Source organism: Rhizobium sp. rho-13.1 (assembly GCF_007000305.1).
Classification (GTDB): domain Bacteria; phylum Pseudomonadota; class Alphaproteobacteria; order Rhizobiales; family Rhizobiaceae; genus Rhizobium; species Rhizobium rhododendri.
Window position 1 is genome coordinate 264,465 of the sequence record NZ_SCFL01000001.1, and the last position, 13,847, is coordinate 278,311.

Sequence of the window (13,847 nt, forward strand, 5' to 3'; positions counted from 1 at the left end):
GGATGAGCTTCGAGCCATTATTTGCTGTTGTGCAAAGCAACAAAGTCGGTATCAATATCAACCAGACGTCGCCGTGGCCCGTGCTTGCGGTTGCATGAGAACAGAGTGGAACGAGACTGCTGAGGCCTAGAAGATCCTGAGAGGACGAGGGCTGCAGGGAAAATGAGGAATCCGTGTCGTCATCCGATGCGTCGCCGAACGGCGCGTTACTGTCGGTCCGAAAGCTGACGAAACTGTTTGGCAGTTTCGCTGCCTGCAACGAAATAGATATCGACATCCAGCCCGGCGAAATTCATGCGCTGCTAGGCGAAAACGGCGCGGGCAAGTCGACGCTCGTCAAGATGCTGTTCGGCGTCCTGGAGCCCAGCGACGGCGATATCGTCTGGCAGGGCAACGCTGTGTCGATCCCTTCGCCCGGCGACGCCCGCAGGCTCGGCATCGGCATGGTATTCCAGCATTTTTCCCTGTTCGAGGCGCTGACGGTGGCCGAGAACATCGCACTTTCGCTGGACGACAATATCCCGATTGCCAAGATCGCCGAGGAAGCCGCCGCCCTGTCAGAGGCGTACGGACTGCCGCTCGACCCCTTTGCCCATGTTGCCGATCTCTCCGTTGGCGAACGCCAGAGGATCGAGATCGTCCGGGCGCTGCTGCAGAACCCGAAACTGATCATTCTCGATGAACCGACGTCGGTGCTGACGCCGCAGGAGGCCGATCGCCTGTTCGAAACGCTGTTCAAGCTGCGTGCGGAAGGTCGCTCGGTGCTTTACATCAGCCATCGTCTTGAAGAAGTGCAGCGTATCTGCGACCGCGCCACCGTGCTGCGCCATGGGCGCGTCACCGGCGCCTGCGATCCGAAGCAGGAGACGACAGGCTCGCTGGCGCGCATGATGGTCGGCAGCGACGTTGCCAGCATCAAGCACGGCGATCGCGGCGAAAAGGGCGAGATCCAGCTCGAGATTGCCGGTCTTTCCGTGCACGCGCGAACGCCGTTCGCCATTTCGCTGAGCCAGGTGTCGCTCCGCGTCCGCGCCGGCGAAATCCTTGCTATCGCCGGGGTTGCCGGCAACGGCCAGGGCGAACTTTTCGACGTCATCTCCGGCGAGTTCCCGGTGGTCTCCGACGACCTTATTTTCATCCGCGGCGAGCCGGTGGGGACAAGGGGCATAACCGCCCGCCGCCTGCTTGGCGCCGGTTTCGTGCCCGAGGAGCGCCACGGCCACGCTGCCGTCACGACCCTAAGCCTTTCCGACAATCTGGTGCTGGCCCGCAGCCAGTCCGACCGCAAGGCGTTTCTCGGCGGCGGCGCGTTGCAGATCATTCGTCGCGCTGCGGTGACGCTGGCGACAAAGCGGATTTCCGAGGCCATGGACGTGCGCAAGAGCGGCGAAGACCCGATGGCCGGCTCGCTCTCCGGCGGCAACCTGCAGAAGTTCATCGTCGGTCGTGAGCTCGATCGCCAGCCGGACGTGCTAGTTGTCAACCAGCCCACCTGGGGTGTCGACGCCGGCGCTGCGAGCCGTATCCGCCAAGCCCTGGTCGATCTCGCCAAGGCCGGATCGGCGGTACTGGTGATCAGCCAGGACCTCGACGAAATCTTCGAGGTCGCCACCGAGATTGCCGTCATATCGGACGGGCATCTGTCCCCGTCCTATCCGGCAGGCGAGATGACACGTGAAAAGATAGGACTGTTGATGGGTGGCACCCACGGCGTGTCGACAGAGGCGGAGCCGGCCCATGCGCATTGAACTCGAGAAGCGCGGCGGAGTCTCCAGGCTGTTCGGCCTGCTGTCGCCGCTTCTGGCCCTGCTGCTCACCCTGATTGCCGGGGGCATCATGTTCCTGCTCCTCGGCAAGGATCCGCTCGGTTCGCTCTATGCTTTGCTCGTGGAACCGCTGTTCGATCCCTGGTCGCTGAACGAGCTTGCCAAGAAGGCCGCACCGCTGATCCTGATCGCCGTCGGCCTGTCGGTTTGCTACCGCTCGAACAACTGGAACATTGGCGCGGAAGGCCAGTACAGCGTCGGTGCCATCGTTGGCTCGATGATCCCCGTCTATTTCTACGACTGGCAGTCGCCGCTGGTCCTGCCGCTGATGCTGGTCATGGGCGCGCTCGGCGGCGCCCTGTTTGCGACGATCCCGGCACTGCTGAAGACGCATTTCAACACCAACGAAATTCTCACCAGCCTGATGCTCACCTATATCGCCCAGCTGTTTCTCGACTGGCTGACTCGCGGTCCCTGGCGCAATCCCGATGGGCACGGCTTTTACGGGACGCGCGATTTCACGCCAGACCAAGTGCTGCCGCCGATCTGGGACGATATCGTCACGGCCCATTGGGGACTGATATTCGCCATCGTTGCGGCGGTGCTCATCTGGTTCATGATGCGCTTTACCCTGAAGGGCTTCGAGGTCGTGGTACTCGGCCAATCCGAACGGGCAGGGCGGTTTGCCGGCTTTTCGCCCCGTAAGATGGTTTGGTTCAGCTTCATCCTCTCGGGTGCGCTGGCGGGCCTTGCAGGGATCTCCGAAGTTTCAGGCTCCATCGGCCATCTGCAGCCCGATATCTCGCCCAGCTACGGCTTCACGGCCATCATCGTCGCCTTTCTCGGCAGGCTCAATCCGCTCGGCATCATTGCATCGGGCTTCGTCCTGGCGCTCACCTACATCGGCGGCGAGGCGGCACAGTTGTCGATCGGTGTTTCGGACAAGGTGACGCGCGTCTTCCAAGGCTTCCTGCTGTTCTTCGTGCTCTCCTGCGATACGCTGATCTACTACAAGGTGCGCATCGTCTGGTCGCGCATCCGGGCCCGGACAGGAGCCGCATCATGACCTTTTTCGAAGCCGTCCTGCTGACCATCATCACCGCATCGACTCCGCTCGTCATTGCCGCCATCGGCGAACTGGTGACGGAGCGGGCCGGCGTCCTCAATCTCGGCGTCGAGGGCATGGTGGTCATCGGCTCCGTCAGCGCCTTCGCCGCAGCACAACTGAGCGGCTCCGCCTATATTGGATTGCTGGCAGGGATTGCCGGCGGCGCGTTTTTCTCGCTGCTGTTCAGCTTTCTCACCCTGACGCTGGTTGCAAACCAGGTGGCGACGGGGCTGGCGCTGACGATTATGGGGCTCGGCGCCTCCGGCATGATCGGCGAGTCCTATGTCAGCGTTCCCGGCATCCGGCTACTTCCGATCGAGATCCCGCTGCTGTCGCAAATACCCTACATCGGCACCGTGCTGTTCAAGCAGGACATCGTCTTTTACGTATCCATCTTGCTCGTCATCGCCGTCAACTGGTTCCTGTTCCGCAGCCGGGCGGGGCTTAAACTCCGAGCCATCGGCGACAGCCACGGATCGGCCCATGCCCTCGGCATTCCTGTCATCAGGACGCGCTATCTGGCCGTGATGTTCGGCGGTGCCTGCGCCGGGCTGGCTGGCGCGCAGCTGTCGCTGATCTATACGCCGCAATGGACGGAGAACATGTCCGGCGGCCGTGGCTGGATCGCCCTGGCGCTCGTGGTGTTCTCGTCCTGGCGTCCGTGGCGCATATTAGCGGGCGGCTACCTGTTCGGGGCGGTGACGATCCTGCAGCTGCATGCACAGGCGTTCGGCATCGGCATTCCAGCCCAGTTTCTGTCGATGCTTCCCTATGCGGCGACAGTGATCGTGCTTATCATCATTTCTCAAAATCGGCGTATGACTCTCATCAATACGCCGGCATCGCTCGGCAAATCCTTCGTGCCGGACCGGTGATAAAATGCCAGAAGACGGGCTCTCGCCAACTTTACAAACAACAGGGGTTCTTATGAAAAAAATTGCAATTGCACTGGCAGCAACCGCCGCCGTGATCATCGGTTTCGGCTCGTCGGCCGAAGCGGCTGGCAAGACCAAGGTCTGCTTCGTCTATGTCGGTTCCCACACCGACGGCGGCTGGTCGCAGGCCCACGACATGGGCCGCCTTGCGGTCGAAAAGGAATTCGGCAGCAAAGTCGAAACCGCCTACCTCGAAAACGTTGCCGAAGGCCCGGACTCCGAGCGCGCCATCGAGCGCATGGCCCGTTCGAATTGCTCGATCGTCTTCACGACGTCGTTCGGCTTCATGGACTCGACGGTTGCAGTTGCCAAGAAGTTCCCGAAGGTCAAGTTTGAACACGCGACCGGATTCAAGACTGCCGACAACCTCGCGACCTACAATTCGCGCTTCTACGAAGGCCGCTACATCAACGGCCAGATTGCCGGCAAGATGTCGAAGAAGGGTATCGCCGGATACATCGCAACCTTCCCGGTTCCGGAAGTCGTCATGGGCATCAACGCCTTCGAGCAGGGCGCCAAGTCGGTCAACCCGAATTTCAAGATGAAGGTCATCTGGATCAACACCTGGTTCGACCCGGGCAAGGAAGCCGATGCGGCAAAGGCGCTGATCGACCAGGGGGTCGACGTGCTGACCCAGCACACCGATACCACGGCACCGATGCAGGTTGCCGAACAGCGCGGCGTCTATGCTTTCGGTCAGTCCTCGGACATGATCAAGGCCGGCCCCAAGGTACAGCTGACGGCGATCGAGGACACCTGGGGTCCCTACTACATCAAGCGCGTCAAGGCGCTGATGGACGGCACCTGGAAGTCCGAGCAGTCCTTCGACGGACTGAAGGCCGGCAACCTCACCATGGCGCCTTACACCAACATGCCGGATGACGTGAAGAAGATGGCTGAAGACACCGAAGCCAAGATCAGGTCCGGAGAGCTTGCACCGTTTACCGGCCCGATAAACAAGCAGGACGGTACGCCTTGGCTCAAGGCTGGCGAGAAGGCCGACGACGGCACGCTGCTGGGCATGAACTTCTACGTCGAAGGCGTCGACGACAAACTGCCGAAGTGAACAGTATATTCCATTGAACTAACGGAAAGGGCGCCGATTTGGCGCCCTTTTTGCTGCAGTGCGTCACACTATCCGCATTTACAAAAGTATTACTATATGATTTTTTAACGTTGGCCGCGTGGAGGCGGCCCAATGGGAGGAAATCATGAGATTGAAGACCGCACTCGCGAGTGCAACAATTCTTGCTGCCTGCATGTTTAATTCGGCCTACGCCAAGCCATTGGTCGTCGGCTTCTCGCAGATCGGTTCCGAATCGGGCTGGCGCGCTGCCGAGACGACGCTGACGAAGAACGAAGCCAAGAAGCGCGGCATCGATCTGAAGTTTGCCGATGCGCAGCAGAAGCAGGAAAACCAGATCAAGGCCATCCGTTCCTTCATTGCCCAGGGCGTCGATGCCATCCTGATCGCGCCGATCGTTGCAACAGGCTGGGACGCTGTCCTGAAGGAAGCCAAGGAAGCCAAGATCCCGGTCATCCTGCTCGACCGTGACATCGACGCACCGAAGGACCTGTACCTGACGGCCGTTACCTCCGACCAGGTCTACGAAGGCAAGGTTGCCGGCGACTGGCTGGTAAAGACCGTCGGCACGAAGAAGTGCGATATCGTCGAGCTTCAGGGGACAACCGGTTCATCGCCTGCCATCGCCCGCAAGAAGGGCTTCGAGCAAGCCATTGCCGGCCATGACAACCTGAAGATCGTCCGCAGCCAGACTGGCGACTTTACCCGTTCCAAGGGCAAGGAAGTCATGGAAAGCTTCCTGAAGGCCGAAAATGGCGGCAAGGACATCTGCGCCGTCTACGCACATAACGACGACATGGCTGTCGGCGCCATCCAGGCAATCAAGGAAGCCGGCCTGAAGCCAGGCAAGGACATCCTCACAGTGTCGATCGACTCGGTGCCGGATCTGTTCAAGGCAATGGCAGCCGGCGAAGCCAATGCCACGGTCGAGCTGACGCCGAACATGGCGGGACCAGCCTTCGACGCTCTCGAAGCCTACCTGAAGGACAAGAAAGAGCCTAAGAAGTGGATCCAGACGGACTCCAAGCTCTACACGCAGGCTGACGACCCGCAGAAGGTCTACGAAGCCAAAAAGGGCCTCGGCTACTGATTTGAACCATAGAACCGCACCGGCCCATCATGGGCCGGTGCGGAACAGCCTTGGCATCGTATCGGACATCATGTCCGCCGCCGTGGCCTGAACGCTCAATATCAGGAAACATATCCTTCCATGGCTCACGATTTCGAGAACATTCTCGCGGCCACCGATTTCTGCAAATATTTCCCTGGCTCAACCGCCCTCGATCACGTCAATTTCACATTGCGACGCGGCGAAGTGCATGCGCTGCTCGGCGAAAACGGCGCAGGCAAATCGACGTTGATCAAATGCATGACCGGCGCCTACCGCCCCGATGCCGGCACCCTCGTTCTCGATGGTGCTGAAATCCAGCCACACGACACGCTGTCGGCGCAAAAGCTCGGGATCGGAACTGTCTATCAGGAAGTTAATCTGCTGCCCAACCTGAGCGTCGCCGAGAACCTGTTTCTAGGGCGTCAACCGCGCAAGTTTGGCATGGTCAGCAGCCGCAAGATGAACGAGCAGGCCCGTACGCTGCTGGCGCAATACGGCATCGATCTCGATGTCGGCCGACAGCTCGACCGCTTTTCCGTTGCCATCCAGCAGGTCATCGCCATCGCCCGTGCCGTCGATCTCTCCGGCAAGGTGCTGATCCTTGACGAGCCGACTGCCAGCCTCGACGCCCAGGAAGTTGCGATGCTTTTCGGCATCATCAAGAACCTGAGGGCTCGCGGCCTAGGCATTATATTCATTACGCATTTTCTCGAACAAGTGTTCGAGATCAGCGACCGTATCACTGTTCTTCGCAACGGCAAGCTGGTCGGGACGCGCGACCGCGAGGGACTGGAGCGCCAGGCCCTGATCGAGATGATGCTCGGCCGTGAGCTGGCCGCAGCCGAGGCTGCCGTCCGGGTGGATCAGGACGCTGCCGGGCCGGTCAAGTTCCAGTTCAGGAATTTCGGCAAGCGCGGCAAAATCATGCCGTTCGATCTCGATGTTCGCGCCGGCGAAGTGGTCGGCGTTGCCGGCCTGCTCGGCTCTGGCCGGACGGAGACGGCGGAGGTCATGTTCGGCGTCGAACGAGCCGACAGCGGCGAGGCGACGGCAGACGGCAAGCCCCTGGCACTGTCCACACCACGCGCTGCCATCAAGAGCGGCTTCGGCTTTTGCCCGGAAGACCGCAAGACCGACGGCATCATCGGCGACCTGTCGATCCGCGAAAATATCGTCGTGGCGCTGCAGGCACGCCGCGGCTGGGCGCGGCCCCTTGCACGGAGCGAACAGAACGCTATCGCCGACCGCTACATCAAGGCCCTCGATATTCGCACGACCGACCGCGAAAAGCCCATCCGGCTTCTGTCCGGCGGCAACCAGCAAAAGGCCATCCTTGCCCGCTGGCTGGCGACCAACCCGAGCTTCCTCATACTCGACGAGCCGACGCGCGGCATCGATGTGGGTGCGCATGCCGAGATCATCCATCTCATCGAGGATCTCTGCGCCCAAGGCATGTCGCTGATCGTCATCTCGTCCGAGCTCGACGAACTCGTCGCCTACAGCTCGCGCGTCGTCGTCTTGCGCGACCGCGAACACATCGCCGAACTGACCGGCGCCGAAATCTCGGCCAACCGCATCGTCGAGGCAATTGCCGGCACATCCAGCAAAAAGGTGGATGCATGACTTCCGCATTCAAGCCGCTGCTGATCAGGCTGGCTCCGCAGCTGATCGCACTCGCTCTCATTCTTCTACTGAATTTCATCATGTTCCCGCAGTTCTTTCATCTGGAAATTCAGAATGAGAGGCTTTACGGGAGCCTGATCGACGTCCTCAACCGCGGCGCGCCGGTGGCGCTGCTGGCAATTGGCATGACGCTGGTGATCGCCACCAAGGGCATCGATCTGTCGGTCGGTGCTGTCATCGCGATCTGCGGCGCTGTTGCGGCATCCTCGATCGTCTCGGGCAATTCGGTCGGCTACACCCTAGTGCTGGCACTGGGTACAGGTCTGCTCTGCGGCGTCTGGAACGGCTTCCTCGTCGCAGTCCTCGACATACAGCCGATCATCGCTACCCTGGTGCTGATGGTGGCAGGTCGCGGCATCGCCCAGTTGGTGACCGAAGGCGTCATAATGACCTTCAACAATGACGGGCTGATCTTTTTTGGCAGCGGCTCGATTGCAGCCCTGCCGATGCCGGTCGTCATCTGGATCGTCGCCGGCATCGTCATCACGCTGTTGGTGCGACGGACCGCGCTCGGCATGCTGGTCGAAGCCATCGGCATCAACAGGCGGGCGAGCACGCTGTCGGGCATCCAGACACCGGTGCTGCTGATGGCTGTCTATGCACTGAGCGGCCTATGCGCCTCGGTCGCAGGCGTCGTCGTCGCTGCGGACATCAAAGGCGCCGATGCGAATAATGCGGGCCTCTGGCTGGAGCTCGATGCGATCCTTGCTGTGGTCGTCGGTGGAAACTCACTGCTCGGCGGCCGGTTCAGCATCGTCGGCTCGTTGCTGGGTGCGATAATCATCCAGTCCGTCAATACGGGCATTCTGCTGTCGGGCTTTCCGCCGGAGTTCAATCTGGTGATCAAGGCGGTCATCGTGATCGTAATCCTCGTCATCCAGTCGCCGGCCCTGAAATCCGTCGGTATTTTCTTTACTCGCCGCCCGGAGCGGCAGGTCGATATACCCAAGCCCGATAGCCAGAGGGAGCCGGCCAAGTGAACTCCAAATACCTGCCCTTGCTGGCCACCATCGTCATCTTCATCCTGGCCTACGCGCTCTGCGCGGTCCAGTATCCGACCATCCTCTCGACCCGGGTCGTCGGCAACCTCTTTACCGACAATGCCTTCCTCGGTATCGCGGCCGTCGGCATGACCTTCGTCATCCTTTCCGGCGGCATCGATCTGTCGATCGGCTCTGTGATCGCCTTCACCGGCGTGTTTCTGGCAGTCGTGCTGCGCGATACATCGATCCATCCGCTGGTCGCATTTGCGATCGTGCTCCTCATCACCAGCACCTTCGGCGCCGCGATGGGGGCGACGATCCACTATCTGCAAATGCCGCCCTTCATCGTGACGCTTGCCGGCATGTTTCTGGCCCGTGGTATCGCCTTCGTGGTTTCGATCGATAGCATTCCGATCAACAACGACTTCTACACGCAGCTCAGCGATTTCTATCTGCTTCTGCCCGGCGGTGGCAGGTTGACGTGCATCGGTTTCATTATGCTCGTCGTCTTTGCTGTCGGCATGCTGCTCGCCCACCGCACGCGTTTCGGCGCAAACGTCTATGCGCTTGGCGGCGGAGTGCAGACGGCAGCGCTGATGGGCGTTCCGGTGGCACGCACGACCATCCTGATCTACGCGCTTTCCGGTTTCCTGGCAGGCCTCTCCGGGATCGTCTTCTCGCTCTACACCTCAGCCGGCTATTCGCTGGCAACGGTCGGGGTGGAGCTCGATGCGATTGCGGCCGTGGTGATCGGCGGCACGCTGCTCACGGGCGGCGCCGGCTTTGTCGGAGGCACGCTGATCGGTATCCTGATCCAGGGCCTCATCCAGACCTACATCACCTTCGACGGCACGCTGTCGAGCTGGTGGACCAAGATCCTCATCGGCTTTCTGCTTTTTGCCTTCATCCTGCTGCAAAAGGGCCTGCTCCTGCTGTCACGCTATAACCGGCGTTTTGCTTGAGAGGATAACAAGTTGCGCAGCCGTTTGATCGACAGACAACAGCCGAACGGCAAATCGCGGAACAGCCATTCCCAGGTCGTCGACGATCTCGGCAAGGCCATCGTCAGCGGCTCCTTCGCCGTTGGCGAGATCCTGCCCGGCGACGGCGATCTGCTGCAGCGCTTCAAGGTGTCGCGCACCGTGCTGCGGGAGAGCATGAAGACCCTGGCGGCCAAGGGGCTTGTCGTGCCGCGAGCGCGCGTCGGCACCAAGGTCACTGAAAAGATCCACTGGAACATGTTCGACAGCGAGGTGCTGACATGGCATTTCGACAGCGGTGTCAATCGTGAATTCCTGTTGCATCTCTATGACATACGGCTTGCTTTTGAACCTTTTGCTGCAGGTCTGGTGGCCGAGCGCGCCGTCGAGTCGGAGATCGAGGATCTGCGGCTGCTGGCGACCGAGATGGCGGCCACGAACCACACGAGAGACAGTCTCGCCGTCGCCGACCTCAAGTTCCACATGGCCATCGCCGATATCTCCCACAACCCGTTCATGCGGACGCTCGGAAGCCTGATCGAGGCGGCGCTGGTCGGAATGTTCCGGATGAGCACGCCGCCTTCGAGCGAGGGCTTCAGCAACATTTCAGTCACCCACATGCAGATCGTCGACGCCATCGGCGCCCGCGATGTGAAGGCGGCCCGTGCGGCCATGGAATATGTGATTCTCGATGGTCGCGGCCATGTGCTGGAGGCTTTCGAGGCGCTGAGCAAACCCTGATCGGCCATCGCTTTTTGCTCTTGGTACCGCTCCGGTCTAGCTGCTATGAGACGCCCAAGCGGTGTTGACCGCACCAGATCCAGTCGCCGGAGCTCGCCATGGAACGCACCTGCCTTGCCGTCATTCTTGCTGCCGGCGACAGCACCCGTATGAAGTCGTCGATGTCGAAGGTGCTGCATCCCATCGCTGGTCGCCCGATGATCGCGCATGTGATGGAAGCCATTGCCAGGACCGATATTGGAGCGACAGCGCTCGTCGTCGGGCGCGATGCCGAGGCTGTCACCCGGGCAGCCCGGCGCGACGGCATGGAGATCCAGGCTTTCCTCCAGAAGGAGCGACGCGGAACCGGCCACGCCGTGCTGGCAGCGAAAGAGGCGATTGCATCCGGCTACGACGATATCCTGATTGCCTATGGCGATGTTCCGCTGATCACCGATGGACCGCTCCGGGCGGCGCGGGCAGGGCTTGCTGCCGGCAACGATGTCGTCGTGATCGGCTTTCACACGGACAAGCCGAGCGGTTACGGACGGCTTCTGGTCAGGGACGACGAACTGATCGCGATCCGCGAGGAGAAGGACGCGACCGATGAAGAGCGCGCCGTGACCTGGTGCAACAGCGGCTTGATGGCAATCAACGGTGCCAAAGCGCTGGACCTGTTGTCGCGTATCACCAACGAAAATGCCAAGGGCGAATATTATCTGACCGACCTCGTCGAGATCGCCCGCTCCGAGGGCGGCCGCGTGGTTGCGGTCGATGCGCCCGAGTCAGAGGTCATCGGTTGCAACAATCGCGCTGAACTGGCCGTCATCGAGCGCCTCTGGCAACAGCGACGCCGATACGAGGTCATGCTGTCGGGCGTGACGATGATCGCCCCGGAGACCGTTTATCTCTCCTACGACACGATCATCGGCCCCGATGCGCTGATCGAGCCGAATGTCGTCTTCGGCCCCGGTGCTGTGGTCGAGGGCGGGGCGGTGATCCACGCCTTCTCCCATGTCGAAGGTGCGCGCATCAGCGAGGGTGCAACTGTCGGTCCGTTTGCGCGCCTGCGTCCCGGCGCCGATCTGGCGACAGGCGCCAAGGTCGGCAATTTCGTCGAGATCAAGAACGCGAAGATCGGCGAGGGCGCCAAGGTCAGCCACCTCACCTATATCGGCGATGCCACCGTTGGGGCCGACAGCAACATCGGCGCGGGCACCGTGACCTGCAACTACGATGGCATCAACAAGCACCACACGACCATCGGCGCCGGCAGCTTCATCGGCTCGAACTCGTCCCTCGTCGCCCCGGTCACCATCGGTGATGGCGCCTATGTGGCATCCGGCAGCGTGATCACTGCCGACGTGCCGGCCGACGCTCTGGCGCTCGGACGCGCGCGGCAGGAGATCAAGCCGGAGCGTGCGCGGCTGATCCGCGAACGGTCGCGAGCGCTGAAGGCGGCAAGGTCGGCAAAATCCTGAAAATCGGCTGCGTAACGGTCGGAAATTCAATGTGACCGCCAGTACGATTGAGTAACGCCGAAGAACCGCTAGAAGTCGTTGCATCGAAGAGTTGAGACGGAGAAGTTCATGTGCGGCATTGTCGGTATCGTAGGAGCCAAGCCTGTGGCCGGCCGTTTGGTGGATGCGCTGAAGCGTCTCGAATATCGCGGCTACGATTCGGCCGGCGTCGCCACCATCCATGACGACATTCTCGAGCGCCGCCGCGCCGAAGGAAAGCTGTTCAATCTCGAAAGCCTGCTCGACCGCGAGCCGCTGGACGGATCGATCGGCATTGCCCATACGCGGTGGGCGACCCACGGCATTCCGAATGAAACCAATGCCCATCCGCATTTCGTCGATGGCGTCGCTGTTGTCCACAACGGCATCATCGAGAACTTTTCCGAGTTGCGCGAAGAGCTGAAAGGCGAGGGCGCAGTCTTTACCACCCAGACCGACACCGAGGTTGTTGCCCATCTGCTGGCAAAGTCGATCCGGGACGGCCTTGAGCCGCAGGCAGCGATGCTCCGCATGCTCAACCGCGTCACCGGCGCGTATGCGCTGGTGGTTATGTTCAAGGATCATCCCGATGTGCTGATGGCTGCCCGCTCGGGCCCACCGCTGGCCATCGGCTACGGCCGTGGCGAGATGTTCCTCGGCTCGGACGCCATCGCGCTGTCGCCTTTCACCAACGACATCGCCTATCTCGTCGACGGCGACTTCGCCATCGTGACGCACGAGACTGCCGAGATCTTCGATTTTGCCGGCACGCCGGTCCAGCGGGCCCGGCAGATCTCGCAGGCGACCGCCTTCGTCGTCGACAAGGGCAATCACCGGCATTTCATGGAAAAGGAAATCTATGAACAGCCGGAAGTCATCTCCCACGCGCTGGGCCATTATGTCGACTTTGCCAGCAACCGCATCAATGCCAATGCTTCGGCAATCGATTTCAGCAAGGTGACCGGCCTTGCGGTATCTGCCTGCGGCACTGCATTTCTTGCAGGCCTGATCGGCAAATACTGGTTCGAGCGCTATGCGCGCCTCCCGGTTGAAATCGACGTCGCATCCGAGTTCCGATACCGCGAGATGCCACTCTTGCCGAGCCAGGCAGCGCTATTCATCTCGCAGTCCGGCGAGACGGCAGATACGCTGGCGTCGCTCCGCTACTGCAAGGAAAATGGCCTGAAGATCGGCGCCATCGTCAACGTTCGCGAATCGACCATTGCCCGTGAATCCGATGCTGTCTTCCCGATCATGGCAGGCCCCGAGATCGGCGTCGCTTCGACCAAGGCCTTCACCTGCCAGCTGGCCGTCCTGGCAGCGCTCGCAATTGGAGCCGGTCGAGCGCGCGGGACTGTCAGCGCCGACGAGGAGGTGACCCTTGTCCGCCATCTGGCAGAGATGCCCCGCATTATGAGCCGGGTGTTGAACCTTATCCAGCCCCAGATGGAAAGCCTTGCCCGCGAAATCGCCAAGTTCAAGGACGTCCTCTATCTCGGTCGCGGCACCAGCTACCCGCTGGCCATGGAAGGCGCGCTGAAGCTGAAAGAAATTTCCTACATTCACGCCGAAGGCTACGCGGCAGGCGAGCTCAAGCACGGACCGATCGCCTTGATCGACGAAAACATGCCGGTCATCGTCATCGCGCCCTACGATCGCTTTTTCGAGAAGACCATTTCGAACATGCAGGAGGTCGCGGCACGCGGCGGGCGCATCATCTTTATTACCGACGAGGCAGGCGCTGCCGCCTCCAACCTGCCGACCATGGCGACTATCGTCCTGCCGGTCGTCGATGAAATCATTGCGCCGATGATCTTCTCCATGCCGATCCAGCTGCTTGCCTATCACACGGCAGTCTTCATGGGTACCGACGTCGACCAGCCCCGCAATCTGGCGAAATCGGTCACGGTTGAGTGATCCGAGGCGCGACATTGTCGATTGCGGTGTCCTGATACGTTAACCGTTGGGTAGCAAGCGT

At 61.0% G+C, this 13,847-nt stretch carries 11 protein-coding genes; all 11 read left to right on the top strand.

Annotated elements, in window-relative coordinates:
• The first annotated feature begins 173 nt into the window (after nt 1–173).
• The 11 genes from EQW76_RS01550 (at nt 174) to glmS (ending at nt 13,786) form a co-directional block, all read left to right on the top strand.
• Nucleotides 174–1,748 (top strand): ABC transporter ATP-binding protein, encoded by a 1,575-nt coding sequence (locus EQW76_RS01550; RefSeq protein ID WP_142822608.1) that lies wholly within the window; start codon nt 174–176, stop codon nt 1,746–1,748.
• A complete protein-coding gene (locus EQW76_RS01555; protein ID WP_142822610.1) occupies nt 1,738–2,832 on the top strand; it encodes an ABC transporter permease in 1,095 nt (364 codons plus the stop codon). The genes EQW76_RS01550 and EQW76_RS01555 overlap by 11 nt, the downstream gene beginning before the upstream one ends.
• A complete protein-coding gene (locus EQW76_RS01560) occupies nt 2,829–3,749 on the top strand; it encodes an ABC transporter permease (protein ID WP_142822612.1) in 921 nt (306 codons plus the stop codon). The genes EQW76_RS01555 and EQW76_RS01560 overlap by 4 nt, the downstream gene beginning before the upstream one ends.
• Before the next feature lie 52 nt (nt 3,750–3,801).
• Complete coding sequence (locus tag EQW76_RS01565; RefSeq protein ID WP_142822613.1) at nt 3,802–4,875, top strand: BMP family ABC transporter substrate-binding protein; 1,074 nt, start codon at nt 3,802–3,804, stop codon at nt 4,873–4,875.
• A 145-nt stretch (nt 4,876–5,020) separates the two neighbouring features.
• Complete coding sequence (gene ytfQ, locus EQW76_RS01570) at nt 5,021–5,983, top strand: galactofuranose ABC transporter, galactofuranose-binding protein YtfQ (protein ID WP_142822615.1); 963 nt, start codon at nt 5,021–5,023, stop codon at nt 5,981–5,983.
• Between the two features lie 120 nt (nt 5,984–6,103).
• Complete coding sequence (ytfR, locus tag EQW76_RS01575) at nt 6,104–7,627, top strand: galactofuranose ABC transporter, ATP-binding protein YtfR (RefSeq protein ID WP_142822617.1); 1,524 nt, start codon at nt 6,104–6,106, stop codon at nt 7,625–7,627.
• Nucleotides 7,624–8,667 (top strand): ABC transporter permease, encoded by a 1,044-nt coding sequence (locus EQW76_RS01580; protein WP_142822618.1) that lies wholly within the window; start codon nt 7,624–7,626, stop codon nt 8,665–8,667. Before ytfR ends, EQW76_RS01580 begins: the two co-directional genes overlap by 4 nt.
• Nucleotides 8,664–9,632 carry a galactofuranose ABC transporter, permease protein YjfF gene (gene yjfF, locus EQW76_RS01585; protein ID WP_142822620.1) on the top strand — a complete coding sequence of 323 codons (969 nt, stop codon included), beginning with the start codon at nt 8,664–8,666 and terminating at the stop codon, nt 9,630–9,632. Before EQW76_RS01580 ends, yjfF begins: the two co-directional genes overlap by 4 nt.
• A 12-nt stretch (nt 9,633–9,644) precedes the next feature.
• Nucleotides 9,645–10,391, top strand: a complete 747-nt coding sequence (locus EQW76_RS01590) for a FadR/GntR family transcriptional regulator (protein WP_142822622.1) — start codon at nt 9,645–9,647, stop codon at nt 10,389–10,391.
• 98 nt (nt 10,392–10,489) lie between these two features.
• A complete protein-coding gene (glmU, locus tag EQW76_RS01595) occupies nt 10,490–11,851 on the top strand; it encodes a bifunctional UDP-N-acetylglucosamine diphosphorylase/glucosamine-1-phosphate N-acetyltransferase GlmU (protein ID WP_142822623.1) in 1,362 nt (453 codons plus the stop codon).
• 108 nt (nt 11,852–11,959) lie between these two features.
• Entirely contained in the window at nt 11,960–13,786 is a 1,827-nt protein-coding gene (glmS, locus tag EQW76_RS01600; protein ID WP_142822625.1) for a glutamine--fructose-6-phosphate transaminase (isomerizing), read from the top strand.
• Nucleotides 13,787–13,847: the final 61 nt, after the last annotated feature.